Origin of the sequence: Haliea sp. (assembly GCF_041395985.1) — a bacterium.
Taxonomy (GTDB): Bacteria; Pseudomonadota; Gammaproteobacteria; order Pseudomonadales; family Halieaceae; genus Haliea.
In genome coordinates this window covers 503,476-528,629 of record NZ_JAWKZJ010000002.1, presented here as the reverse complement: position 1 = coordinate 528,629, position 25,154 = coordinate 503,476, and the positions used below count along the sequence as shown (strand labels likewise).

Annotated in this window: 17 protein-coding genes; 10 read left to right on the top strand and 7 right to left on the bottom strand. The window is 62.6% G+C overall.

What is annotated here, in order from left to right:
- Nucleotides 1–107 precede the first annotated feature (107 nt).
- From R3E49_RS05985 to R3E49_RS05960, 6 genes are all read left to right on the top strand, one after another.
- Nucleotides 108–5,447 (top strand): PAS domain S-box protein, encoded by a 5,340-nt coding sequence (locus tag R3E49_RS05985; RefSeq protein ID WP_371294206.1) that lies wholly within the window; start codon nucleotides 108–110, stop codon nucleotides 5,445–5,447.
- Nucleotides 5,448–5,589: 142 nt separating this feature from the next.
- Nucleotides 5,590–7,287 carry an FAD-binding protein gene (locus R3E49_RS05980; RefSeq protein ID WP_371294205.1) on the top strand — a complete coding sequence of 566 codons (1,698 nt, stop codon included), beginning with the start codon at nucleotides 5,590–5,592 and terminating at the stop codon, nucleotides 7,285–7,287.
- Nucleotides 7,280–8,323 (top strand): Rieske 2Fe-2S domain-containing protein, encoded by a 1,044-nt coding sequence (locus R3E49_RS05975; RefSeq protein ID WP_371294204.1) that lies wholly within the window; start codon nucleotides 7,280–7,282, stop codon nucleotides 8,321–8,323. The genes R3E49_RS05980 and R3E49_RS05975 overlap by 8 nt, the downstream gene beginning before the upstream one ends.
- Nucleotides 8,324–8,463: 140 nt before the next feature.
- The gene (locus tag R3E49_RS05970) at nucleotides 8,464–9,789 is read left to right on the top strand and encodes an alkyl sulfatase dimerization domain-containing protein (RefSeq protein ID WP_371294203.1); all 1,326 of its coding nucleotides are present in this window, start codon (nucleotides 8,464–8,466) and stop codon (nucleotides 9,787–9,789) included.
- Complete coding sequence (locus R3E49_RS05965; protein ID WP_371294202.1) at nucleotides 9,786–10,598, top strand: SDR family NAD(P)-dependent oxidoreductase; 813 nt, start codon at nucleotides 9,786–9,788, stop codon at nucleotides 10,596–10,598. Before R3E49_RS05970 ends, R3E49_RS05965 begins: the two co-directional genes overlap by 4 nt.
- Nucleotides 10,595–11,056: a nuclear transport factor 2 family protein gene (locus R3E49_RS05960; RefSeq protein ID WP_371294201.1), complete on the top strand. Its 462-nt coding sequence runs from the start codon at nucleotides 10,595–10,597 to the stop codon at nucleotides 11,054–11,056. The genes R3E49_RS05965 and R3E49_RS05960 overlap by 4 nt, the downstream gene beginning before the upstream one ends.
- Nucleotides 11,057–11,069: 13 nt before the next feature.
- Here R3E49_RS05960 and R3E49_RS05955 read toward each other — a convergent pair whose 3' ends face one another.
- The 6 genes from R3E49_RS05955 to R3E49_RS05930 form a co-directional block, all read right to left on the bottom strand.
- The gene (locus tag R3E49_RS05955; RefSeq protein WP_371294200.1) at nucleotides 11,070–12,155 is read right to left on the bottom strand and encodes a DUF2855 family protein; all 1,086 of its coding nucleotides are present in this window, start codon (nucleotides 12,153–12,155) and stop codon (nucleotides 11,070–11,072) included.
- 75 nt (nucleotides 12,156–12,230) lie between these two features.
- Nucleotides 12,231–14,372 carry a pyrroloquinoline quinone-dependent dehydrogenase gene (locus R3E49_RS05950; protein ID WP_371294199.1) on the bottom strand — a complete coding sequence of 714 codons (2,142 nt, stop codon included), beginning with the start codon at nucleotides 14,370–14,372 and terminating at the stop codon, nucleotides 12,231–12,233.
- 2 nt (nucleotides 14,373–14,374) lie between these two features.
- Entirely contained in the window at nucleotides 14,375–14,797 is a 423-nt protein-coding gene (locus tag R3E49_RS05945) for a PaaI family thioesterase (protein ID WP_371294198.1), read from the bottom strand.
- A gap of 32 nt (nucleotides 14,798–14,829) precedes the next feature.
- Nucleotides 14,830–15,375: a nuclear transport factor 2 family protein gene (locus R3E49_RS05940; protein ID WP_371294197.1), complete on the bottom strand. Its 546-nt coding sequence runs from the start codon at nucleotides 15,373–15,375 to the stop codon at nucleotides 14,830–14,832.
- A gap of 82 nt (nucleotides 15,376–15,457) precedes the next feature.
- Nucleotides 15,458–17,698: a TonB-dependent receptor gene (locus R3E49_RS05935; protein WP_371294196.1), complete on the bottom strand. Its 2,241-nt coding sequence runs from the start codon at nucleotides 17,696–17,698 to the stop codon at nucleotides 15,458–15,460.
- 108 nt (nucleotides 17,699–17,806) lie between these two features.
- A complete protein-coding gene (locus R3E49_RS05930; RefSeq protein WP_371294195.1) occupies nucleotides 17,807–18,178 on the bottom strand; it encodes a VOC family protein in 372 nt (123 codons plus the stop codon).
- Between the two features lie 138 nt (nucleotides 18,179–18,316).
- Between R3E49_RS05930 and R3E49_RS05925 the strand changes: the two genes are divergently transcribed.
- Nucleotides 18,317–19,669, top strand: coding sequence for a YihY/virulence factor BrkB family protein (locus tag R3E49_RS05925; protein WP_371294194.1), 1,353 nt, complete (start codon nucleotides 18,317–18,319; stop codon nucleotides 19,667–19,669).
- A gap of 12 nt (nucleotides 19,670–19,681) precedes the next feature.
- Here R3E49_RS05925 and R3E49_RS05920 read toward each other — a convergent pair whose 3' ends face one another.
- The gene (locus R3E49_RS05920; RefSeq protein WP_371294193.1) at nucleotides 19,682–21,367 is read right to left on the bottom strand and encodes an alpha/beta fold hydrolase; all 1,686 of its coding nucleotides are present in this window, start codon (nucleotides 21,365–21,367) and stop codon (nucleotides 19,682–19,684) included.
- A gap of 182 nt (nucleotides 21,368–21,549) precedes the next feature.
- Between R3E49_RS05920 and R3E49_RS05915 the strand changes: the two genes are divergently transcribed.
- The 3 genes from R3E49_RS05915 (at nucleotide 21,550) to R3E49_RS05905 (ending at nucleotide 25,121) form a co-directional block, all read left to right on the top strand.
- Nucleotides 21,550–21,939, top strand: coding sequence for a DUF4398 domain-containing protein (locus tag R3E49_RS05915; protein ID WP_371294192.1), 390 nt, complete (start codon nucleotides 21,550–21,552; stop codon nucleotides 21,937–21,939).
- 29 nt (nucleotides 21,940–21,968) lie between these two features.
- Nucleotides 21,969–22,763, top strand: a complete 795-nt coding sequence (locus R3E49_RS05910; protein WP_371294191.1) for an OmpA family protein — start codon at nucleotides 21,969–21,971, stop codon at nucleotides 22,761–22,763.
- Between the two features lie 225 nt (nucleotides 22,764–22,988).
- The gene (locus R3E49_RS05905) at nucleotides 22,989–25,121 is read left to right on the top strand and encodes a VWA domain-containing protein (protein ID WP_371294190.1); all 2,133 of its coding nucleotides are present in this window, start codon (nucleotides 22,989–22,991) and stop codon (nucleotides 25,119–25,121) included.
- The last annotated feature ends 33 nt before the right edge of the window (nucleotides 25,122–25,154 follow it).

Here is a 25,154-nt window from a genome sequence, read left to right as displayed (position 1 = left end):
AGCCGCTCCCGTCGTTTAATCTCATGGGAGACTCCCTGTTACTTCTTGTGGGCCTCGCAGGTCTTGTTGCGCTGGTCGTAGCACTTCTACTCTTTCTGTTGAGGGGCGTGAGCCCCCAGCGACAGCTGATCCTCTTTTCTGGCGTCCGCTTTCGCTTTGCGGTATACGGCGTTGCCGTCCTGTTTCTCAGCATTACGGTGCTCGCTGCGCAAGCCACACTGCAACGTCTCGAGTCCGAGGCCCGCAGTGCCCAGGCGCTTATTCTCACGTCTATTAACAGTGGCGTGCGCTCGGGGCTGGAACTCTGGTTCGAACGACAGCTTGTCTACCTGAGGGACCTGCTCCAAACCGGGGACATCCAGCAGGTTATTGGGGAGTTGGTGGCCAGCCCAATGCAGCGCAACACGAAGCAGTCGACGGCCAGACTGCAGGCGCTGCTCAACGTGCACCCAAACCTCAGGCAAGCCTATTTCATTGTGTTCGATGGCGAGGGTGAGGTGCTTGCCGCCAGTACAGACTTCGCTCCGGATAGTGGTTTCTATGTCGAACACATGGCGCAGGCGCTCGAGACGGCGTCTTCCATGCGCGGGCCTTTGCTACTGGCCATCGATCGAGAGGGGGCTGAGCATGATAACCATCTCGCACTGTTGCAGGCATTGAGAGTGGCAGATGGCGGTCTCGCGTTCCTGCTCATCGAGGCAGCTGACCACGCAGAACTGAATGCGCTGTTGCAAAGGGCCAGAGCGGGTGCCTCTGGCGAGTCCTTCATTTTCAACCGTCGAGCTGAGATGCTCAACGGCTCGCGCTTCGCAGAGAGCATGCTGCGGCTTGCTGAGCGTTACCCGGCTATTTTCTCTTCCGGGGGTCATCCGAAGCTGCACGATCCAGGGGTAGATCTGATGGCCGGCGATCTGCCCCAAACTGACTCGTCCGCCTGGCCGCTGACGCGAATGGCCAGTCAGGCGATCGCGGGGATAGCGGGTGTGGATACACGGGGTTACCGGGATTACCGAGGCGTTCCCGTGATGGGTGCCTGGAGCTGGTCACCGGAAGTGGGTATGGGTGTGGGAACGGAGATTGATGTCGCCGAGGTACTGCAACAGTACCGTTTGGTGGAGCGCCTGGTTTACGCCACGGCATTGGCAATCACGATTCTCGTTATCAGCATGCTGGCATTTGTCTTGTGGCTATCAGAGCGCGGACGGCGCTATCTGCAGCAGCGTCTGCGGGAGCAGGGTGACCAGATGCGCGCAGTGGGTTCTGCGGTGGAGCAGAGTCCGGTTTCTGTGCTGATTACCGATACCAGTGGGCGTATTGAGTACGTCAATCCCGCCTTTACCCGTCTCACCGGATATACCGAAGCCGACGTCTCGGGACGCGACCCCGGCCTGCTGAAGAGCGGGAAGATGGATGCCGCACACTATAAGGATATGTGGCGGACCATATCCGCAGGGCAAGTGTGGCATAGCGAAATCGTCAACCGCAGCCGCGATGGGGGGCTGATCTGGTGCGACCAGGTGATCGCACCGGTCTTCGATGCTGCCGGCGGTATCAGTCACTATGTTGGCTTGTTGCAGGACGTGACAGAAACTCGCCGGCTTCTGGCTGAGCTTCATGCGGCCGAGCTGAGCCGCACTGAATCGTTACGTGCGGCGCGTGCGTTCATTTTCGAGTGGGACATCGTTGCGGATCATTGGACCTGGGAAGACGCCTTTCTTGCCGAACTGGGGGTAGACCGGGCAGAAGCGGGCAAGGATGCAGAATGGTATCTGGCGCTCGTGGACCCGGATGATCGTGCGTCGTTGCAGACAGCATTGCGCCGGGCAGTCACAACGGCAGCGCCGGTGGAGGCTGATTATCGCATGCAGCGGACGGACGGCAGTACACTCTATGTGCATGCTCGCGGTCAGGTACGTTGCGATCCTGCCGGCAGGGCGATTTCCATGACAGGCGTTAATTTTGATGTCACTGAGCTGGAGCTGGCCAGGCAGCAGGAGACGGAAAAGCAGCGGCAGTTTGAGGCTTTATTGGAAGCGGCGCCAGACGCACTGGTCATCACTGACGCCAACGGCTGCATTACGCTTGTTAACCGTCGTGCGCAGGTGATCTTCGGCTACACCCCCGAGGAGATGATTGGCCAGCCCGTCGAAATTCTCATGCCTCGGGCCCAGCGTCAGGGGCATGTCGCGCTGCGTGACGCATTTGTCAACGCGGCTCGCGTGGGCTCGGTGCGCAATGCCAAGGCACGCGAGTTGGTGGCTGCGCACAGCGATGGGCATATCGTGCCGGTCGAAATCAGTCTCAACCCGATGGGAGAGGGCGATCGCTTGCGGATTATTGCATCACTGCGTGATATCACTGAGCGCAAGGCAATGCAGCGCGCGCTGAGTCGGCGCGATCAGGAGTACAGCAGGCTCGTTTCCACCATTCCTGGCACCGTCTACCGTGCGTTGATAGATGAACACTGGACCATGTTGTACATGAACGATGCGGTGCAGGAACTCACGGGATACCCTGCAAGCGACTTCATTAACAATGCGGTACGCAGCTACGCAAGCATCATTCACCCGGAAGATACCGGTCGCGTCAGCGACGTTGTGAGTGCAGCAATCGATGAAGACCGAAGCTTCTCTCTGGCCTATCGTATTCTGGATAGCGCTGGCGAAATCCGTTTCCTCTTTGAGACCGGTCGCGCCGAGTCTGACGAAGATGGCAATGTTGAAACCCTGGTCGGTACGCTCATTGACATAACGCCGCGCGTGCGCGCAGAGCAGCAGCAGAAAGAAAGTGAGCAGCGTTTGTTGCTGATTGCCGAAGCCGCTGATCTGGGGCTGTGGGAATATTTCCCCGAGACTGATCGCTTTATCGTCAACGAGAATTTCGCGCGTCTAATGGCCTATGCACCGCTTGATCTGCGCGAGAGCGATGAGGTCTGGTCGCCGTTGCGGCGGGGCATAGATACCGTTGTGCGCTTGATACATCCTGATGACATTGACAGGGCGACGACGCTCGCCACGGATTGCCTGGAGGGGCGCACGGATACCTACCGCTGTGAATACCGGCAGCTGTGCGCCGATGGAGAATGGCGCTGGTTCCTCGATGTTGGTCAAGTGGTGGAGCGGGATGAACGCGGAAGTATCACGCGCATCGCCGGTGTGCGTATCAATCACCACCTGGAGCGCCTGCTCAATCAGGAACTCGAAGGCGCACGTGATGCAGCGCAGGCTGCTACCGCCGCCAAATCAAGCTTTCTGGCGAATATGTCACACGAAATTCGCACACCGATGAACGCCATTATAGGCATGTCACACCTCGCCTTGCGTACCCAGCTCGACGACAGGCAGCGCGACTACATCAACAAAATCGAACTCTCCGCCAAGACATTACTGTCGATCATTAACGACATTCTGGATTTCTCCAAGATTGAAGCGGGCAAGCTGAGCATGGAGACGATTCCCTTTGCACTGGATGAGGTGTTTGAGCGTCTGGCAAACACAACGGGAATGCGCGCGGCCGAGAAGAATATCGAGTTCCTGTTCAACATGCCTGCCGATCTGCCGCGCCTTCTGCTGGGTGACCCGGTGCGCCTCGGGCAGGTTCTGGTGAACCTGTGCAGTAACGCCCTGAAGTTTACTGAAGACGGTGGTGAAGTGATCGCCGCGGTTGAGATTATCGAGCGCAATGACAAGCAATTCCTGCTGCAGTTCAGTGTGTCAGATACCGGTATTGGATTGACAACGGAGCAGCAGTCCGCGTTGTTTCAGGCATTTACCCAGGCGGATCCCTCGACCACACGCAAGTATGGCGGTTCCGGCCTTGGCCTGGCCATTTGCAAGAACCTCGTTGACATGATGGGCGGGCACATCTGGGTAGAGAGTGAATACGGCGTGGGCTCGGTGTTCCGCTTTACGTTCCCCTGCAGCGTTGAGGATCCCCGGCCCAGCCTGTCGCCCGTGCAGCGTCCGTTGCGGGTTCTGGTGGTGGACGACAACCGCAATGCCCGGGAGATCCTCGGTCGTTACCTGAGCGCATTCGGCCACCGGGTGGATTTTGCTGCTGAAGCCGCCGAAGCCGTGGAAATACTGCAAAGCAGCACACAGGATACGTCCTACGCCGTTGTCCTGCTTGACTGGAAACTGGGCACGGTCAGCGGATTGGATGTCTTGCGTCAGCTGCAAGGCGATGCAACGTCGTTGCCAATGCCTGCGGTGATTGTTCTGTCGGATTTCAGTGCCGACCAGATTGAAGGGCCTGCCAGCGGGCCCAGCATTGCGGCCTTGCTGACCAAGCCACTGACGCCTCTGGCGCTGTTTGACGCCGTCGTGCAGGCAGTTGAGCGCAGCGCGCCGCCTGGCGCTCGACTGGCGTCCGGCACGCGTGAACTGCAGCAGGCTGTGGATCGCCTGCGCGGTGCGCATGTGTTGCTGGTCGAGGACAATCTGGTCAATCAGGATGTGGCGCGTGAATTGCTGGAAGGCTACGGCATTCGTGTAACGCTGGCGGGGGACGGCCGTGAGGCGCTGCAGTTACTGGAAGCGCAGCGCTTTGACGGCGTGTTGATGGATTGCCAGATGCCGGTGATGGACGGCTATGAGGCCACGCGCCGTATACGCGCCAACCCGACAACGCAGGCGCTGCCGGTTATTGCCATGACGGCCAACGTCATGTCGGGAGACCGGGAGCGCGTGCTAGCGGTCGGGATGAATGACCACATCGGCAAACCGCTTGATGTGGCTGTCATGCTGGCGACAATGGCGCGCTGGATAACGCCGGCGGAGGGTGCCCAGCCTGTGGAGGCGCCTTCCAGCAACTTGACCCGTTCTGCTCACGGCGTGCCTTTGCCAGAGGAGGTGTTGGCGCTGCCCGGTGTTGATGCCGCCGCCGGTCTGGAGCGGCTGCAGGGCAATACCGGCCTGTACCTGCGTATCCTGCACGGATTTGCGACGGACCAGGCGCAGTTTGTCGACGACTTCAATACGGCAGCACAGGCGGACGACTGGCGTCTGGCGCAGCGCAGTGCACATTCGCTGAAAGGTCTCGCCGCTACGGTGGGGGCGACGGGGCTGTCGCAGGCGGCCGCCGCGCTGGAGCAGGCCTGCCGCACGGCTGCGCCGGATACCGCCCAGGTGGAGGCGTTGCTGCAGGATGTCGCGCGCCTGCTGCTGCCGCTGCTGGCGGCGCTGGAGAAGGTGCCGGCGCCAGCGGCCCCAACGGGTACGGGTGATAGCGGCCATCAGGCAGGAGGTGACGCCGTCGGCGCATTGAACCGGCTGCGCGCACTGCTGGCCGAGGACGATGCCGCCGCGCGTCCCCTGTTGAATGCGGCGGCCCCGGCCCTGCGAGCCGCGGCCCCGGAGCGGTTCCGCAGTCTGCAGCGCGCATTGACGGCCTACGATTATGCGCGTGCTCTGGCGCTTGTAGACGACTGGTTGGCCAGCCTCCCGTGATCGCTGGCCGGAAATCCACTACTCGCGACTGACGTTCAGTCATTCATACCACTCTGCACTTTACCGCCCTGCGGGTTTCTAGGGGCGGTTCAGCCCCGTATTCTCCAGACTACTTCCCATACGACAAAAAGCGAGGTCGGCATTGCAATACGATCAGGAAGTGGACTGGCTGGTGGCTGGCAGTGGTGCTGCGGGGATGACGGGCGCCATCGTGGCACACCAGCTGGGTGGTCGTGTTCTGGTTGTGGAAAAAGAGCCGCGCTACGGCGGCACAACCTGTAAGTCGGGTGGCGTCGCATGGCTGCCGGGCAATCATCGCCAGGCTGAGCTGGGCATTGATGACAGTGCGGAGGAGGGCTGGCGGTATCTGCAGGCGCTCATCGGCGACAGTGTCAGTCCGCCCCGGTTGCGGGCGTTTGCGACGCGCGCAGGCGACATGCTGGACTTCATGATGCGCCACAGCCGCGTCGAGTTCACGCCGCTGCCGGAGTACATGGATTACTACCCCACCCAGCCGGGCTATAAATCCGGGGGCCGCTCCATGGACCCGGGTGCCTTCTCATTGCGCGAGCTTGGCCCCGAGGCCGAGCGCATACGAAACGACTATGACTCGCTGCTGCGCTGTAATATCACCGTGCCCGAGGGGCGCAAGTTGGGTGACATGGGGCTCGCGGCGATGTGGCTCGGTGTGCGCCTGTATGCGCGTTACTGGCTGGATCTCTCTGCACGCCTGCGCGGAAAGCCCGACCAACGGGTAACACTGGGCGCGGGGCTGGTGGCCCGCTTGCGACGCTCGCTGATGGATCGGGATATCCCCCTGTGGCTGAATGCGCCACTGGGCGAGCTGTTGCTGGAAGATGGCCGGGTCACCGGTGCGGTGGTGGTCCGGGAGGGCGTGGAGCAGCGCATTCGGGCGCGCCGCGGTGTGTTGCTGGCGATGGGAGGCTTTTCGCACAACGCTGCGATGCGACAGGCCTTCCAGCAGGCGCCGATCGGCGCCGATTGGACAGCCGCCGCGCCGGGTGCAACCGGCGATGGCATCCGTATGGGGCAGTCGCTGGGGGCGGCGCTGGGTTTTATGAGAAGCGCCTGGTGGTCGCCGACCTACAGGATGCCCGACGGGCGCGTGCTTGCCCTGATCGCCGGCAAGGCCTACCCGGGGTCCATCATGGTGAACCGTAAAGGCCTGCGCTTCACCAACGAAGCGCAACCCTATGAGGATGTGGTGAAGGACCAGTACGCCTCTGAAGCACGTGGAGAGGGCGCCATTCCCTGCTATCTGGTGTTCGACGCCCGTTATCGCCAACAGTACCCTGTCGGCCATATCAAGCCTGGGAAAATGGTCGGTGATGGGCAGCTTCCCAAGGCGTTGTTCAGTTCCGGCCTGCTGACCCGGGCGGAGTCGCTGGACGAGCTTGCTGCGGCGCTGGACATTGACGCAGCGGGCCTCAAGGCCACCGTCGAGCGGTTCAATCGGCACGCCCGGGAAGGGCGAGACCCGGACTACGGACGCGGTGACTCAGAGCACGACCGCTATTACGCGGATCCGAAGGTGCAGCCCAACCCCTGTCTCGGCCCGCTGGATACGGCCCCCTACTATGCGCTGCGCTGTGAAGCCGGTGATCTGGACACCAAGGGTGGATTGCTGTGTGACGAGCATGGGCGGGTACTGAAGGAATCGGGCGAGGCCATACCGGGACTCTATTCCGCGGGGAATACCAGCGCTGCCGTGATGGGGGACACCTATCCGGGAGCGGGGGCCACAATCGGGTCTGCCATGACCTTTGCCTACCTTGCAGCACTACATGCGCTGAACGACGAGGAGTCGGCCAATGAGTGATTACCGTTACGCGTTTCTCGAGCCCGGCCGCTTCGCCCGTGGCTGGCATATTGTCGCGTTTTCCAGTGAATTACCGCCGGCCACCGTGCAGCGGCTGCATTATTTTGGTGTTGATCTGGTGCTGTTTCGCGGCGAGTCCGGCAAGGCCTCGGTGCTCGACGCACACTGCCCGCACCTGGGCGCGCACCTGGCGAGCGATGGCGGGCGGATCATCGGCGATGCGCTGGCCTGCCCCTTCCACGGCTGGACCTTCGCCGGCGACGGAGAGTGCATCGACATTCCCTATGCCAGTCGTATACCCGATCGCGCACGGAATGCGCTGCGTGGCTGGCCGGTGCTGGAGCGCAATGGCTTTATCGCGGTGTGGCATGACCCGGAGGCGGGTGCGCCGGAGGATTACCTGCCCGGCATCGACGAGTGGGGCGATGGCGAAGGTGGCTGGGGCGACTGGCGTTTCCATCGCTCACGGATTCGCGCGCAGCCCTGTGATGTCATCGAGAATATCGTCGATATTGCGCACTTTCCCCACGTTCACGGCGGCGAGGTGCGGTCTTTCGAGAACCGCTTCGGCGAGCGCACGGTCACCCAGGTTTCGCGGGTGCAGCAGAGCGCGGCGGCGCGCGGGGTTATCCCGCCCGGGCTGCCTTTCGATATGCAGGCCATGCGCGCGCAGAGCATCGCGAACCCCGCAGATGCCTGGGGCGATGCCACCTACCATGGCCCCTCGATCATGTATTACTACACGGAGTCGCGGGGCGGTGGGGTCGACTATCGCAGCTGGTGGGTCAACTACCACACCCCGGTCAACCGTGAAGAAGTGGATCTCTGCAGTGCCGTGATCGTCAGCGGGCTGGACGGCGAGCCGGTACCGGAGGAGTTCGCGGCGCAGTACGCCATTGGTGCCCACGCAGCATTCGGTCAGGATGTTGAGATCTGGAAAGACAAGGTCTACCGGGCGGACCCTATCCTCTGCGATGGCGATGGCCCCATCAACAAGCTGCGTCGCTGGTACGAGCAGTTTTACCTGCCGCGCTAGGGACGTGCGCGCCGCCGTCAGGACCGGCAGGCGCTGGTACAGTTTGACGAACCGGTGGCGGGCGATAAGGCGCGCGCAGTAGAGCGCCGGCCTCGCCTCGCGCTACTGTCGGGGGCCATGCCGCCAATAAGGAACCTGTCGTGGACGATAACAACAAGGCAGCCCTGCGACGCCGCGGGGAACCGCTGTACAGGTCGCGCCCCGTTGAGCCCAATGCCGCACGCTTCGGAGCGCGCCGCATCAATGCCTTCATCCTGCAGTGTGAGGCTTTCTCCAACAGCTACCTGCTGCAAACGCCAGCGGGCAACATTCAGGTCAATGCCGGAATGGGATTCGAGGCCCCCGTCATCAAGCAGAGCTACGATGCGTTTACCCAGGATCCGCTGACCCACCTGATCTTTACCCAGGGGCATGTGGATCATGTGGGGGGCGCGGACTGGCTGCGCCAGCAGTATCCGGGTCTGCAGGTCATTGCCCAGGCGGGCAATCCCGAGCATCAGGCTTACGATGCCCGCCTGCATGCCTTCAGGGGCAGCCGGTCCGCCTTTGCTTTCGCGGACAAGTTCAGGGACACCTTCGCCTACTATGCGTCACAGGGCTATACCGATTTTCCCGCGCAGGCGCGACCGGTACCCGACCTGTTGTTTCAGGAGCGCCACTGTTTCGAGCACGGTGGCCTCGAGGTTGAATTGATTGCCGTTCCCGGTGCCGAGACCAATGACTCACTCGTCGTCTGGCTCCCCCAGCACCGTATCTGTCTCACGGGAAACCTGTTCGGTTGTCCTTTCGGCCACTTTCCGAACCTGGTGACCATCCGCGGAGACCGCTACCGCGATGCGCTGGTCTGTGCCGCGGCCGCGGAGACCGTGCGCGCGTTGGAACCGGAGCTGATTCTGTATGGCCACCACGGCCCTGTAGAGGGCAGGCAGTTGATACAGGAGGAACTCACTGTATTGCGCGATGCCATTCTCCATGTTCATGACGCCGTGGTTGAGGGCATGAACGCGGGGAAGGACGTGCACACGCTGATGACAGAGATTGTCCTGCCGCCCGAACTCGAGGTGGGGCAGGGCTACGGCAAGGTTGCCTGGGGCGTGCGGGCCATCTGGGAGCATTACGCGGGCTGGTTTCACCACCGCTCGACCACCGAGCTGTATGCGGTGCCGGCGGGGGCGGTGGCCGCTGACATTGTGGAACTGGCCGGTGGCATAGAACCGTTGGTAGCGCGCGCGGCGACAAAACTGGCCGCCGGTGAGGTGGTGCAGGCCTTACATGTGCTGGATATTGCGCTGCAGGCTGACCCCGCCCACAGGGCGGCCCGGGCGCTGTCGGCAGATGCACATCGTGCACTGCTTCAGGACAGCGGCAACTTCTGGCTGAGCGCCTGGTTGCGACACCAGATACAGCGGCTGGAGGCACCCGGGGCGCAGGGTGCGGAAACCGACTATCGGGAGAAACCCCAATGAAGGAGAACGCTTTTACAACCCGCTATGGCCCAGCGGCCCTGGTGACGGGCGCCTCATCAGGCATCGGGCAGGCCTTTGCCCAGAGTCTGGCTGAACGCGGTTGCGACCTGTTGCTGGTAGCGCGGCGCGGTGACCGTCTGCAGGCGTTGGCAGCGCAGCTGGCGTCCGCGCACGGTGTCAAGGTGGCGCTGTGCTGCGTCGATCTTGCGCACCCCGATGCAATAGAGGCCATTGCCAAGGCGGCAGAGGCCATGGATATCGGCCTGCTGGTCAGCAACGCCGGTTTCGGCCTCAAGGGGCCGCACCAGGACAACGATCCGGCACAGATGACGGCGCTGCTGCAGGTCAACTGCGCTGCACCGCTGCACCTCACACAGCGCTTTATCCCGGTGCTGCTGCAACGCGGTCGTGGCGGCATCATCCTCACCAGCTCAGTGGAAGGCTTTATGGGGATTCCCTTTTCGGCGGCCTACGCGGCGAGCAAGGCATTTACCAACAGCCTCGGGGAGTCCCTCTGGGGCGAGTTGCAACCACTGGGTATCGATGTGCTGGCGCTCTGCCCCGGCAGTACCGATACCGAGGCACATGCCCTGCAGGGGATCGACCCGGCGACGCTGGAAGGCATGATGACTCCGCGGGAGGTGGCTGAGCTGGCACTGGAGCACCTGGATAACGGCCCCGTGTATATCGCCGGCGAGCAGAACCAGGCCATGTTTGACGCGTTGCTGGGCATGCCGCGACGCGACGCGTTACGGCAGATGGCAGACAACATACGCGCGGTGTTGCTGCCGCGGAAGGAGCAGCAATGAGCGAAGCGACACTGGCCACACTGCTCGCCGAGCGCGCCATTTACCGCAACCTGGTTGCGATTGCCCGGGCCATGGACAATCGGGACTGGAAGGCCCTGGGTGAGCTCTGCGCAGCGGAGGTTACGGCGGACCTCGGCACCGGGGAATTGCGTGGTGTAGAGGCGATCATCACGCTGCTGCGCTCCTTTCTCGACGCCTGCGGCCCTACCCAGCACCTGCTGGGCAACGTGCTGATAGAGGTGCAGGGCGAGCGGGCCAGCAGTCGCGCCTATGTCAGTGATATGCATCTCGGTAGCGGGGTGCATGAGGGGCAGACGTTCAGTACCCTCGGTGATTATCACGATGAGTGGCGGCTGGTGGCGGGTTGCTGGCGCCTGCAGCATCGCTGCAAGCACAACCGGGGCCACGTGGGCTCTTATGCGGTGCTCGGCCCGGGGCCCGACCACTGGCGCGCCTGAGCGCGCTGCTGGTCTACGGTTGAGCCAGTGACAGCAGCAGGCCGCGCTGCGCCGGGGCGCGGTTGTCCAGCAACTCCAGCCACGCATCGCGCAATGCCTCGGTGCCGTGCCGGTGTTCTATGACGGTGTGTTCGGCCGTGGCTGTCGCGATGTCGGCGCTCGCCTGAGTCGCACGTTCCATGATCACGCCCGGCCCCCATTCTTTTTCGCGTTTGCCGATCTGCGCCGGCGCAAAGAAAAACTCGGGCCTGGGCCCGGGGAGTGGGCCTTTGCGGGCAGGTGCGTCCCAGTGGGTGAGTCCCACGCTCACACTGGCCCGCAGCCGGGTATTCAGGCTCTCATGCACCGCGGCGGTCACCCCGGTGTTGCCGGACATGTCCACCCACACGCTGGGTAGTGGGTTCAGCTGCGCCTCCGTGCCGTAGGTGAGCACGCTGTCATAGCAGCCGAGGGCACTTGTGAATGTCACGTTGCCGGGCGAGGTGAGCCCCACCACAGGTGGTGCCGCCGTCGACTGGCGCAGCAGCCAGGCCAGCCCGTAGGCCGTCTTCGACGACGCTGAACCGATCACGATCTGGGTGGCCCCAAACCAGGCATTGTCCTGCAGGTAGTCGAAGAGTACGTAGGCCGTCGAGAACAGTGGAAACAGCAGGCTGCGCTGACTTTCCATGGCCTGCAGTAAGGCCGGTTCTGCCGCGGTGCGGCGGAAGTTGTTGTAGAGGGCGGGCAGTGGCTGGCGGTGTTCGGCCACGTCAGTGAGCTGGTCCTGCCGCACACGTCCTGCGGTGAGCACCGTATGGCTGGCCATGGGGAAGAACCCCCACAGGCGCTCACCTTCCGGTATTTCGGGATGGGCAGACTGTATGACGGTACCACTGCCCCAGGCGGGCACGATGCCCCAGGGCGCAGGCGCCGGGTAGTACTGCCAGTAGCCGATCATATCGCCGGCAACGGCGTAGCTGACGTTGTTGGAGGTCAGTGCGAACTCGTCTATCCGCACCAACAGCTGGTCGTTGTCCAGTGCCGCGCAAGCGTGCCGCTGAGTGCGCGTTTCGCGCACGTTGTCGCGATGTACCTGAAATTCCTCAATGACGGTCATGGGCTGCTCTCCGCGCGGACGAAGGGCGATACTCGCATCCACGTCCACTCAACACAACCGCAGGGTGGCCTGCCCCTAGTCTGTTGCGGGCTCAGGCAGGGCGAAGGCGAGGTACTGATCCCCGGTAGGGGTGCCCAGCTTGCCGCCGCTGGCCGTGATCACAATGTACTGTCGACCATCGATGGCGTAGGTGGCGGGGGTGGCGTAGCCGCCCGCCGGCAACTGGTACTCCCAGAGCAGCGTGCCGTCCTGCTTGTCGAAAATGCGCAGCTTCTCGTCGGCGGTGGCGGCAATGATCAGCAAACCGCCGGCGGTGACCACCGGTCCGCCGAAGTTACGGGTGCCGGTGGGGGCAATGCCGCGCGCGGTGAGGGCGGCGTATTCGCCCAGCGGAATCTGCCAGCGGATCTTGCCGCTCACGAAGTCGATGGCGGTCAGCGTACCCCACGGCGGTTTGATCGCAGGGTAGTACTCGGCGTCGACAAAATCGCGGTAGCCGGCGAACACGTATACCGTTTCCTTCTCGGCGTCCTCATCCTCGCTTCCAGTGCCCAACTCGCCCGCGCTGTAAGCAAACAGATAATCCACCACGGCATCACGTTCGTGTCGGGACAGGTGCCCAAAGGGCATCATGCGCCCTTTGCCGCCGGTGACCACCTCCAGTGCCTCGCGGCGGGAGATACGCTGTTCAACCCCGGTAAGTGCGGGCGCATAGGGATAGAACCCTTCGAGATCGACGCCGTGACAGCCGGCACACTGCTGACGGAACAGGAATTCCCCGACTCCCATCGTAGAACCCCGTGTGACCTGCACTGGCTCCATCTGCAGAATGTTGGGCGCGTTGGTCGCGTTGATGTAATACAGGTTGGTTTCCGGGTCGAAGGCACCACCGCCCCAGTTGGCGCCACCGTAAAATCCCGGCAACAGGATGGTTTTGCGCAGGCCGGCGGGGCGCAGATAGGCCAGCTCGTGCGCTTCTTCCCACACCTTGCGCGCGGCCGCATTCGCCTCGGGTGACAGATCGGTGAGATCGTCAGCTGTCATGTGTTGGCGGGCAAAGGGTTCCGGCAGGGTGACCCGGGGCTGTGTGGGGGAGCTGTAGACGCCGGGTATGTCAGAGGGGGGTACCCGGATCTCTTCTATCGGGAACACCGGCTCGCCGCTGTCGCGGTCGAACAGGTACACCACACCCTCCTTGGATGCCTGGGCCACCAGATCCCGCTGTTCGCCATTGCTGGTAACGGTCGCCAAAGTCGGCGCCGAGCTCAGGTCGCGATCCCAGAGGTCGTGATGCACAGTTTGGAAGTGCCACAGGCGTTTGCCGCTGCGGGCATCAAGCGCCAGCAAGGTATTGCCGAACAGGTTGTCTCCGGGTCTGCCTGAGCCGTCGAAGTCCGGAGCCGGGGAGCCGGTGGGGACATAGACGACGCCGCGCGCGTGGTCCACGCTCATGCCCGCCCAGGCATTGGCACCCCCGGCGGTCTCGCGAGCGCCCGCGGGCCAGGTTTCGGCGCCGAATTCACCGGCAGCGGGGATGGTGCGGAAGGTCCACGCGAGTTTGCCGCTGCGCACGTCGTAGGCGCGGATATCACCCGGTGCAGAGCCCGCGGTTTCCGTCACCGCAGAGCCCATGACGATCAGGTTGTCGAAGATCACTCCGGGGGAGGGGGCGTTGATGCTGACCTGGTCAGGCGCGCGCCCCAGGCCTTCCCGCAGGTCCACCCGTCCCTGATTGCCAAAGCCACGGATCAGCTTGCCGCTGTCGGCATCCAGGGCCATCAGGAAGTGGCCCGTGGTGAACAGGATGCGGCGGTCATCGCCGTCCTGCCAGTAGGTGACGCCGCGCATGTTCGACATGCCCACATGCGCCTGATCCGGTGCAAAGGTCCACAGTTCACGCCCCGTGGCGGCGTCCAGGGCAAACACGTTGTACAGCGGGTTGCGCCCATAGAGCACGCCATCCACGACAATCGGGTTAACCTGCAGCTCGGAGCTGTGGGGCAGCGGCTGACCGGCCGCACTCGCGTAGCGCCAGGCCAGGGTCAGGTCGCTGACATTGTCGCGATCAATCTGTGCAAGGCTGGAGTAATGCGTGTTGCCTGCGTCGCCGCCATAGCTGCGCCACTCCCTGTACTCTTCGGCGGAAACCGGCAGGCAAGCGGCGAGGGCGGTGGCGAATCCCAGAGAGCGCAGGGCGAGCGAGCGGCAGGGCAACATGGTCAATCCTCTTTCTTGCGCACGACTTTGGCGGTGGCGGAGGCCACGGCAGCCAGTTGGCCCGCGGGGTTGATCAGGGAGCCCTCGAGGAAGGCGATGCTCTTGCCGCACTTGACCACTTTGCCGCGGGCAACAATGCGTCCGGCGAGGGTGGGCTCCAGAAAACTGACCTTGAGTTCCAGCGTGGGGATGGCCGCCACATCGGCCTGCTGCATGAACAGTGCGTGCGACATGGCAGCGTCCAGCATGACGGTGACGTTGCCGCCCTGCACCACATTGACCGAGTGGCAGAACTGCTCGCTGACGTCGAACTGCATCTCCGCCGTACCCGCGGTGTCATCGAAGTCCAGCAACGCCCCGTGCAGGACCTGCAGGCAGGGTGGCAAGTGGGCGTTGGCATTCTTCAGTTTTTCAGCTTTGCTCATGGGTATCCTTGTCCGGTGTACAGGGGCGGTGACTAGCGCTGCCCCCATTGCAGCAGGTCGAAAATCGAGTAGGAGGGGTCTTCCGGCCCCGGGCGACCGATGTGTGCGCCGTCGATAATCGGGTTCTTCAGGTTGACCAGCGAAGGCTGATGCAGGTGGGCCCAATCGGCGTCCACCGCGCGGTAGGTGAATTTCCACTCCCCGTTGCGCTTTTCGTACTTGTCAAAGTAACGCCCGCCAATCAGCAGGTCCAGCGGCCCCTCTTCAGTGCTGATCTTGTGGAAAGCCAGAATGTAGACCTCGCCCTCCGCGCGGTCACCGTCCAGCTTGATGTTTACCGTGGTGACGTTGTGGTGCAGGATTTCCATATTGGCCTGGATATCCGGCAGTGTATCGATGAAATCCATGGCGAGGCCCTTGAAGAAGGAGCCGTGGTCATCAATCGCGTCTTCGTGGTAGAGGGAGCGGAATTTCTCGTTATCGTGTCGATCTGCCGCGTTGCAGTAGGCGTTGATCAACTCCATGATGGCCTGCTTGTCGAGCAGCGCCTGCAACTGTTGTTCCATGTCTGGCGTCATGTGCGCCTCCTTCTGCAGTGGTTGCGTCCCGTTCGCTACAAAAAACAATGGCGCCCGAAGGCGCCATTGCTGCGGCTGCGTGTCAGAACTCGTAGGTGGCTTCCACGCCGTAGGTGCGCGGGTCACCGTAGTAGCTGGCGGTCCAGATGCCGAACGGAATGGTGTTGATCCGGTATTCCTTGTCGGCCAGGTTTTTACCCCAGAGGGCAAACTTCAGTGACTGGCCGTCACCGACAGGCACATTGGCGAGGGTCAGGCGACCGTTCACCAGGCCATAGGGTCGCACTTCGGAGGTCGCATTCTGGCTCGGCTCGATGTAGGGCACGTGGCGATCCACAAACTCGTAATCGAGGCGGGCCGTCAGGTCACCCCAGTTGCCGGCGGCAATGCTGTACTCCGCTGACAGGCTCGCGCTGTTGCGGGGTGCGTAGGGGAAGTCCTTCTGGTCCTTTACGTCCACACCGTTTTCGATGAACTCGTTGTAGGTAGTGTCCAGATACCCATAGCTCGCCGCCAGTTCCAGCTGCGGGATGGGGAGTGCAACCAGTTCCACCTCGAAGCCCTGGATGGTGGCTTCACCGGCGTTCTGGACGATGGACGCAGCGCTGCTGCCCGCGACGAAGATCGACATCTGCATGTCGGTCGAGTCATTGTAGAAGTAGGCACCATTGACCTGCAGCCGGTTGTCTTTCCAGCGCGATTTGATACCGACCTCGTAGGAGAGGATCTCCTCCGCATCGTAGGGCGTGGTGAACGCGGCCTCAAAGGGCGCTTCGCCGTTGAAGCCGCCGGCCTTCCAGCCGTTGGCGATCTTGCCGTAGATATTCACGTTGTCGCTGGCATCCCAGGCGGCAACAAAAGTCGGTGATACGTTGTTGAAGGTCTTCTTGGCACGGCCGGAAAAGGGCGCCGGGTTACCCTGCGCATCGACGTCGTTGGGGTGGTCGATGTAGGTATCCTTGGTCTCTTCTGTCCAGCGTGCACCCAGGGTCAGGGTCAGGCGATCCTGGAAGATGTCCGCGGCGGGGCGCCATTCAACCTGGCCGAATACGGCCACGGAGTCGTTGTCGAAGCCGTAACGGTTTTGCGACACCGGTGCGCCGAAGGCACCGAAGAAGCTGATCGGGTTGTAGACGTCCGCCTGCTCTTCGAAGTAGTACACGCCGAACACGTAGTTGGTGCGTTCAGTGCTGCCGATCATCTGCACTTCATGCGAGGTCTGTTCGTAGTCGATGAAGCGCGCAGAGGTGAACAGGTTGACCGGAGAGCCGTCGATATCGATATCGTCATCCCAGTCGAGTGAGCGGTCGTTGCCGATGTAGCGCAGCGTGACGTCGCCCAAGGCACCCCAGCTGCCCGCATCATAGTCAGCAAACAGCGACTGTGAGATGGATTTGGAGCGTTCGAATTTGGCCTGGTCCAGGCTCACGCTGTCGCGGTTTTCGTTCTCGCCCGTGACATAGGGTGCCAGCAGCGCGTTCACCCCGGCCACGTCGTTGGGGTCCAGATAGGTGAGCTGGTTCTTGGACGGTGCCAGGTCCAGGTCGCTGTAATCCCAGGTGTAGCGCAGGTCGAAGCGATCCGAGGCTTCCCAGAGAATATCGTAGCGCCCGACGGTGTTGTCGATATTGTTGAACTCATTGATCAACACCGGATTTGCCAGCGGGTTGCCAAAGGGGTCGTTGACGTTGTCGTACAGACCGTCACGCTCGCGGTATGAACCGGTCACTTTCGCCATGACTTGTCCGGCACCGCCGAGATCGAAGGCTGGAAGGTCCAGGCTGCCGTAGATCGTGCTCAGTGAATAGTTGCCGACACCGGCGCGCAGCTTGCCGCTGAATTCGCCGCTGGGCTTGCTCGTTATCAGGTTGACGGCGCCGCCAACCGTGTTCTTGCCGTACAGCGTGCCCTGCGGGCCACGCAGCATTTCCACGCGCTCCAGCTCGGCGATATCAAAAATGCCGCCGACGTTTTTGCCAATGAAGACGCCATCCAGGTAGATGCCGACGGTCGGTTCCCAGGTGATCGCCGGGTTGATCGTGGCAGAGCCGCGGATTGCGATGGTGGCGGCGGAGGTGTTGGACGGTGAGCGGGTGATCTTGACGTTGGGTACCGAGGTGCCGAGGTCGTCGATGGTGTTGACGCCTTTCTGCTCCAGCTGGTCAGCATTGAAGGCCGCAATCGAGATCGGTGCATCCTGCAGGGTCTGTTCGCGCTTTTGCGCGGTGACGACCACTTCCTCAAGGCCCTGTGCCATGAGGTTGACGCTGCCGGCGCCCAGGCAGGCGGCGACGAAAAGTGTGATGGGCTTGCGTGCGTGCATAGAGTTTACCTCTTTTTCTGTACGGTTATTGCGGGCGCAGAGAGTACGGCTGAGCGGGCCGCGGTTGCATACCTTGTTTGGGGTATGCAGCCCGCTGCCTGCATCCGATCAGCCGAACACGTAAAATGCGATTTTGTTGCCATCGGGGTCGCGCACATAGGCACCGTAAAACATGTCCGGAATGCGCTGCCCGGGTTCGCCATCGCAGGTGGCGCCCAGCGCGATGGCCTTGTGGTAAAGCTTGTCGACATTCTCCTTGGTACCGCCAGTGATCGCGAACATGTTGCCGTTGCCCGGATTGGGAGCATCGCCATTGTAGGGTACACAGACGGCGAGCATGGGCTGCTCCATGCCGGTACCGAAAAACGCGATGCGGTCCATGTCGATGGTTATCTTGGCCCCCAGGTCAGCCAGCAGTTCGCTGTAGAAGGCCTTGGCCTTGGCCATGTCGTTCACGCCGATGGTGATGTATCCAATCATGTGCAGTCTCCTTGAGGTTGGGCGGCAGCTAGCGGCCGTGCCACAGAATAGCCGAAATCACACGGCTGGCCCATGCCCCCGGGTTTTCAATCTGCGCTATGATGGAGGGCGGAACGCGCGCAGGTAAAAGGAGACACCATGCAAAGCCCGGCAGGTATTTACGGCACCATCAGGGGCTTTCTGCTGAACGAACTCTGGCGAGTGGACCTCGAGCAGCTCTCCAGCCTGCAACGCTGGTCCTACAAGGCGATACGGTTTGTGTTTGTGCTGGTGCGGGAAATATCCCAGGGCCAGCTCACGCTGCGTGCCATGAGCCTGGTGTACACCACCCTGCTGTCCATGGTCCCGCTGCTTGCGGTGAGTTTCTCGGTCCTCAAGGCTTTTGGGGTACACAACCAGATAGAGCCGCTGCTGTACAACCTGGTGGCCCCCCTGGGCGAGCAGGGGCATGAAATCGTGCTCAACCTGCTGGATTTTGTCGAGAACATGAAGGTTGGCGTACTCGGATCGCTGGGCCTCGCGCTGTTGCTCTACACGGTGGTATCGCTGATCCAGAAAGTCGAAGTGTCTTTCAACTATGTGTGGCGTGCCAAGTCTTCCCGGCCCATATCCCGACGCTTCAGTGATTACCTCAGCGTGATCATGGTGGGCCCCGTGCTGGTGTTTTCCGCCATGGGGCTGACCGCCTCCATGATGAACAGCAGTGTTATGCAGTCGGTCATGGATATCGAACCCTTTGGTAGCCTCCTGGTGCTGGCCTCGCGCCTGCTGCCATTGTTGCTGGTGATATTCGCTTTCACCTTCGCCTACGTGTTCGTGCCCAACACGCGGGTGAACTTTGCGTCGGCATTCGTGGGGGGCGTTGTTGGCGGCAGCCTGTGGCAGGGCTCAGGGTTGGTGTTCGCCGAGTTTGCCGCTGGCTCCACCAAGTATGCGGCTATCTACTCCGGGTTTGCGATTCTGATCATGTTCATGATCTGGCTGTATGTCAGCTGGTTGATCCTTTTGATCGGTGCGCAGGTGGCGTTCTATCACCAGTATCCTGAGCGCATCCGGCTTTCTGACCAGCGGGTTGCGCTGAGTGGCCGTTTTCGCGAACAGCTCACCCTGCTGGTGATCTACCAGATCGCCCGGGCCTTCATCGGCAAGGCGCCGCCGATGACGGTGGATGCGCTGTCTGATGCGCTGCAGGCGCCCCCTGACCGCGTTGCCGAGGCGGTGGAATTGCTGGCCAGCCGTGACCTGCTGGTGGAAACCAGCAGTGAGCCCCCCGAGTACCTGGTGGCACGCGACCCGTCCACCATGACCGTCGCACAGTTGCTGCGCAGTATCCGCAGTCCCAATGAGGAACAGGCGCTCATGGAGCGCCGCGTGGTTTCCGCAGAGCCGGTGGATTCGCTGTTGCAGGGCATTGACGATGCGGTCAGCGCCCAGTTGGGAGAGCGCACCCTGCGTGACTGTGTGCTGGCCGGGGAGCAGCCCGCGGCCTAGAGCGGCTGCGCGTCAATCGCCGAGCACCTCTGCTGCGACGATGAAGTCGAGCAAGGGGTAGTGGGTGAACACGTAGTCAGCGCCGCCCTGCTCGATGGGGCCCTGGCGACCGTGTCGCATACCGCCCCCGGCTTCATTACCGTACAGCGGATACAGGCGTTCCACCACCTCCATTCCCTCAACGACTTCGCCAAACGGCGCGAAGCCCTCGGTATCCAGCTGCGTGTTGTCTCCCAGGTTGATGTACACCTGTGTCGAGCGGGTGTCGGGGCCGGTCATGGCGAAGGCCACGCGCCCCGGGGAGTTACTGACCTGCGCCGGGTCGTCCAACAGCGTGTTGCCCTTCCACGCCGCCGTGACTGCAGGGAAAGGGCTCAGTCCGAACTGCGCGATATAGCCGGGCATCACGCGATTGATGTGTACGCCATCATAGAAACCCTGCTGCACGAGCTGGTAAAAGCGGTCGGCGCCCCGGGGAGCCCAGTCGCGGTGCACCGCCACGGTGAATGCGCCTTCGGTGGTGAGGAAACGCGCCTTGAAACGCTCCGGTGCGCGCTGGGTCCAGGCCGGGTCAGCTGTGTCCAGCAACACGCCGGGCGGTGATCCTTCGGACGCGGGTTCGGGCCGGGTGGCGGCGAGTAGCTGCGCCAGATACGGCCCCCACACAGTGGGCTGCGAATGGGTACTGTGGCCACGCGTCATTTCGGTAATCGGTAACACAACGGCACGAGCCCCCGGAATACGCGCCGTTTCCCGTTCAAGAATGCCGAGCTCGGGCGGGTTGACCTGGTCGTCCGCCGAGTTGATGGCCAGCAGGGGTGCACGAATGGACGCCAGGTGCGGTGCCGGGTTGTAGAATCGCGAGGCGTCGAAGGCGTAAACGAGGTCATTGGCATCAAGGGCTGAGCGGTAGCGCTCCACCAGTGAATCCATCATGGCCTCAGCGGATTCGCGGGTTGGTGCCTGTAACTGGTATTGCAGGGGACTGGAGACCATGAACAGCAGGCCGTACATCGCCTCCTTCAGGCCAGGCGGCTGCTCTGTGTAATCACCGCCGTTCCAGGCCGGGTCGTCCAGCACGGCGTCGATGATCATTTTGCGTGTCATGCGGTTGCGGCCGGCGATCTCCACCGGCAGGCTGGCCAGCGGCATCAGGGCATCCATGAAATCGGGATAGGTGTAGCCCCATACCCAGCTCATCATGCCGCCCATTGAGGTGCCGGTCACCAGCCGCAGGTGGTCGACATCCAGGTGCTCGGTCAGCAGTCTGTACTGTGCCCGCACCATGTCGTCATACGTGTATTTGGGGAAGCCGGCCCGGAGCCCGTCGCTGGGCTTGCTGGAGTGCCCGTGGCCGATTGCATCGGGCAGGATGAGGTAGTAGCGATCTGCGTCCAGCAACTGTCCTTTACCGAACAGCACGCCGGCAAAGTTATCGCGCAGAAAGCCGTCACCGCTGCCCGTCGTACCGTGCATGATCAGCACCGCATTTTCAACGCGTCCGTCGGCGCCGCGTCGGGGCGTACCGAGGGTGTAGTAGTGCTGGCGCAGATCGAGTACCGAGCCGTCATCAAAGGTGAAACCCTCCAGCACGCTGCTGCCGGAGGTGGGCGCAAGCCCGCTGCTGTCGGCGGTCTGGGCCGCTGTCGCCAGGCAGGTGATGACGGCAATCAGCGTTGTGGCAAGCAAGCGATGCATGGGCGATCTCTCCGTGGTGGGGTGAGGGTGGGGCCTTCGATGCCAGGCCGCAATATTACCGTTTCTGCGGCCTGCATGCCGCTTGTTTAGTTGTACCGCGAGGCGCATGATCCGCGCGTTTGAGCCCCAATGTATTTCATAGACGGGCAACGCGCAGTTACCCGATAAGGAGCGTAGCGACAATGAATGTACTCCAACCCCAATGGCGGCGGATTACCGCGGCCGTCTTCGCCGGCAGTGTACTGGTCCTGGTGCAGGGCTGCAGCAGCACGCCGCGCCCCGAGGCCGAGATGGCCAGCGCCAGCACGGCCCTGACCAGCGCCGAGAACAACGAGGCGGCGCTGCATGCGCCGGTCGCAATGGACCGCGCCAAGGAGAAGCTGCGGCGAGCGCAGCGCGCCATGGACCAGAAGGACTACGCAGAAGCCAGGCGACTGTCCGACGAGGCGGCAGCGGATGCGGAGTATGCCCAGGCCTTTGCCAGCAAGACCCGCGTAGAGACCGCTCTGCGTGAGTTGGAGGCCAGCATTGAGGCATTGCGCAGCGAAATCGAACGCGGCCAGCGTAACTGAGCGCGTCATACAGGATAGCAGGAGCGTTTATGAAACTTTCAACCGGGATCAAAGTGGGTGTGCTGGTGGCGTCTGTGGCCGTATTGTCGGCCTGCGGTAGCCTGCAGAAGAACCAGGCGTTGTTGGATGCGGAAGCGAGCTACAACGCCGCCAAACAGAGCGAGACGGTACTGCGTTACGCCGCTCCGGAACTGCAACGGGCCAACAAGGCGCTGGAGTCTGCGGCGGTCGCGACCTCCGAAGAGGATATGACCTCCCTGGCCTACGTCGCCAAGGTGCGGACCGATACCGCGGTGGCCATCGCAGATCGCAAGGCAGCCAGCGAACAGCTGAAAACGCTGGGCAAGACCAAGGACCAGATTCTGCTGTCGGCGCGTGAGGCGCAACTGGAGGCACGGGAGGCCGAACTGCAACGCACCCAGGCGGATGCCGAGTCCCTGCGCCGTGAGCTGCTTGCGCTGCAGGCGGTAAAGACGGAACGCGGCATGGTGATGACCCTGGGTGACGTGCTGTTCGCCACCGGCAAGGCGGAGCTGCAGCCCGGCGCCGCGACTACCATTCAGCGGCTGGCCAACTTCCTCGAGGAATACCCGGAGAAAACGGTGTTGATCGAGGGGTTCACTGACAGCACCGGCAGTGCGGACTTCAACCAGGGCTTGTCTGAGCGTCGTGCCCTGTCGGTACGGCAGGCCCTGCTCAATGCCGGTGTCAGCTCCGACCGTATCAGCACTGAAGGTTTCGGCCTGTCGCGGCCTGTGGCTGACAACGCGACGCCTGAGGGTCGCCAGAGAAATCGGCGGGTGGAGATCGTGATCCAGGATTGAGGGAACCTCTCGCGGTTCCACGCCCGACACCTGAAGGGGCGCAAACGCAGCCCCTTCAGGTTTTTCTTTTTACACCCCCGCGCCTGTCCGTTTGCGGCGCAGTCACTCGCTGTATCCTCAACTCTGCACTATGCTTGGGATGTGTCGCTGCGTCGATGCCTTGTCTGTGGCAACAGCGCGGGTGTGACATGCCGATCGCCTGAATCCAGTGTGTGGGGTGCAGCAATGAACCTGTCCAGACTCTCAGTGCCCGGCGCCGTCCTGGCCGCCATGCTATTTTTATCGGTCTTGCCGGCTAGCGCATCATCCCCCAACGATGCCATTTTGGTGCTGGATGCCTCTGGCTCCATGTGGGGGCAGATCGATGGGCTCAACAAGATCGTGATTGCCAAGGACGTGGTCGAGGGCCTCGTCCTCGGGCTGCCGCCGGAGCAGCGTCTGGGGCTGGTCGCCTATGGTCATCGCCGCGAGGGCGACTGCAGTGACATCGAGACGCTTGCGGGTGTTGGAGCAGAGCGGGCCGACATGGTCGCCGCTCTTCGGGAACTTACACCCCACGGAAAAACGCCATTGGCGAAGTCGGTGGAACACGCCGCGCTGACGCTGGATTACCGCAAGCGGGCGGCCTCCGTTATCGTGGTGTCCGATGGACTGGAAACCTGCGATGCGGATCCCTGTGCACTGGCCAGAATGCTGGAACAGAACGGTCTTGATTTTACCGTGCATGTGGTGGGCTTTGACGTCACCGTGGAAGAGCGCGCGGGTTTGCAGTGCATGGCGGATGAAACCGGCGGCACCTTTGTGGCCGCAGCCAGTGCCAGTGAGCTTGCATCAGCGCTGCGTACCCTGGCGGAAGCGGGACCGGCCGCCGGGGATGTTGAGGGCGACGCGGTGCCGTCGACCCTGGCGATGAAAGCCACCGTACTGCCCGGTGGGCCTCTGATCCAATCGCAGCTTGAGTGGACGGTCACAGCCCTTGCGGGCGGCGAGACGGTTTTTTCCGCCACCGATACCGGCAGCGCGATGACCGAGGTCCTGCCCGGCGAGTATGTCGCCGAGGCGCGTTGGCGGGGTTGGCAGGATGGCCGCGAGGTGAAAACCGGGCGCTTGCAATTCACCGTCGAAGCCCAGCAGCCGAAAGTGATTACCGTGCCCGTGGACCTGGGTTTCAAGGTCAGTCTCCAGACCCCGGCGGTGACCCGTGAGGGTGTCCCGTTCGATGTCACCTGGTCGGGCCCTGATGAGTTGGGTGCGTATCTCCACGTCGCCAGCCCCGAAGACGGTCCACGTGAGCCCATCTATTTCTTTGCCGCCATGCCCGCGCGTGCCAAGGCTGGCGTGTCCGACGCCAGCCAGCCATTCACGGCCTCGCTTGCTGCCCCGTCCACAGAGGGTGTTTATGAAGTGCGCTACGTGCTTGATCAACCGCGCCTTATCCTCGCCCGCAATGCGTTACGTGTGACGGATGGCGGCTTTACCGTGTCGGCGCCGGCTGAGGTCCCGGTCAGTTCGGTGTTCTCGGTCGCGTGGGCCGGGGAGGCCACCCCCGGTGACTTTGTCACCATTGTCGAGGCGGGCAGCGCGGCGGCCTTTGCGCGGGGATATACCAGCCCGTTGCGGGAGGACGGCAGCGCAGAGCTTACTGCGCCGCCGCAGCCGGGGGAATACGAGGTCCGCTATGTATTGGCGAATGGCTATACCCTGTACCCAGGCATGCAACACGCGGTGCAGGCAACGACACCTGTCAATGTAGTGCCGGTCGTGGCGGGCATTGCGGGGCCTGCGACCGCAGTCGGAGGATCCAGTGTCCCGGTGTCGGTCACGCTCCCGCCGGACTGGGAAGACGACTACATCTCCATTGCCGCGCCCGGCGCGACCCGCGCAAACCGCGATGCCAGAGTCACGCTGGGTCGCGCTGGCGCCGGTGATGGGCAGCTGGCACTGCAAGCGCCCAACATAGCGGGCGACTACGAGCTGATCTACTTCCTCAGCCCCGGGAATGCCGTGCTCGCCAGACAGCCCATCACCATTACACGCGCCGATGCAGCAGTACAGGCGCCAGAGCAGGTGGTGATGGGTGACAGTTTCGACATCGCCTGGTCTGGCCCGGGGTACCGCGGTGACCGCGTGGTCATAGCCCCGGTGGATGTGCCCGATGAAAAGATGTGGGGTTGGGGTGCTCGGCATGGGTTTATCGTGCCGACGGGTGAAACCGAGGGAACGGGCAGCGTCAGACAGTATCCGTTCGAGGCGCCCGGCGTCTACAGTGCGCGCTACGTTACGGGTTTGCAGCATCAGGTATTAGCGACAGATACCTTTACGGTGGTGGCTGCGCCGGAGGGCGTCTCCTCGCCCTGACGGCCGGGCGGCACCGTGCACCGCGGTGGGCCG

Excerpts from the sequence above, each read along its gene's own strand:
- R3E49_RS05975 (WP_371294204.1), top strand. The coding sequence starts at position 7,280 with ATGAGTGATTACCGTTACGCGTTTCTCGAGCCCGGCCGCTTCGCCCGT.
- R3E49_RS05965 (WP_371294202.1), top strand. The coding sequence starts at position 9,786 with ATGAAGGAGAACGCTTTTACAACCCGCTATGGCCCAGCGGCCCTGGTG.
- R3E49_RS05960 (WP_371294201.1), top strand. The coding sequence starts at position 10,595 with ATGAGCGAAGCGACACTGGCCACACTGCTCGCCGAGCGCGCCATTTAC.
- R3E49_RS05955 (WP_371294200.1), bottom strand. The coding sequence starts at position 12,155 with ATGACCGTCATTGAGGAATTTCAGGTACATCGCGACAACGTGCGCGAA.
- R3E49_RS05950 (WP_371294199.1), bottom strand. The coding sequence starts at position 14,372 with ATGTTGCCCTGCCGCTCGCTCGCCCTGCGCTCTCTGGGATTCGCCACC.
- R3E49_RS05945 (WP_371294198.1), bottom strand. The coding sequence starts at position 14,797 with ATGAGCAAAGCTGAAAAACTGAAGAATGCCAACGCCCACTTGCCACCC.
- R3E49_RS05940 (WP_371294197.1), bottom strand. The coding sequence starts at position 15,375 with ATGACGCCAGACATGGAACAACAGTTGCAGGCGCTGCTCGACAAGCAG.
- R3E49_RS05935 (WP_371294196.1), bottom strand. The coding sequence starts at position 17,698 with ATGCACGCACGCAAGCCCATCACACTTTTCGTCGCCGCCTGCCTGGGC.
- R3E49_RS05930 (WP_371294195.1), bottom strand. The coding sequence starts at position 18,178 with ATGATTGGATACATCACCATCGGCGTGAACGACATGGCCAAGGCCAAG.
- R3E49_RS05925 (WP_371294194.1), top strand. The coding sequence starts at position 18,317 with ATGCAAAGCCCGGCAGGTATTTACGGCACCATCAGGGGCTTTCTGCTG.
- R3E49_RS05920 (WP_371294193.1), bottom strand. The coding sequence starts at position 21,367 with ATGCATCGCTTGCTTGCCACAACGCTGATTGCCGTCATCACCTGCCTG.
- R3E49_RS05915 (WP_371294192.1), top strand. The coding sequence starts at position 21,550 with ATGAATGTACTCCAACCCCAATGGCGGCGGATTACCGCGGCCGTCTTC.
- R3E49_RS05910 (WP_371294191.1), top strand. The coding sequence starts at position 21,969 with ATGAAACTTTCAACCGGGATCAAAGTGGGTGTGCTGGTGGCGTCTGTG.
- R3E49_RS05905 (WP_371294190.1), top strand. The coding sequence starts at position 22,989 with ATGAACCTGTCCAGACTCTCAGTGCCCGGCGCCGTCCTGGCCGCCATG.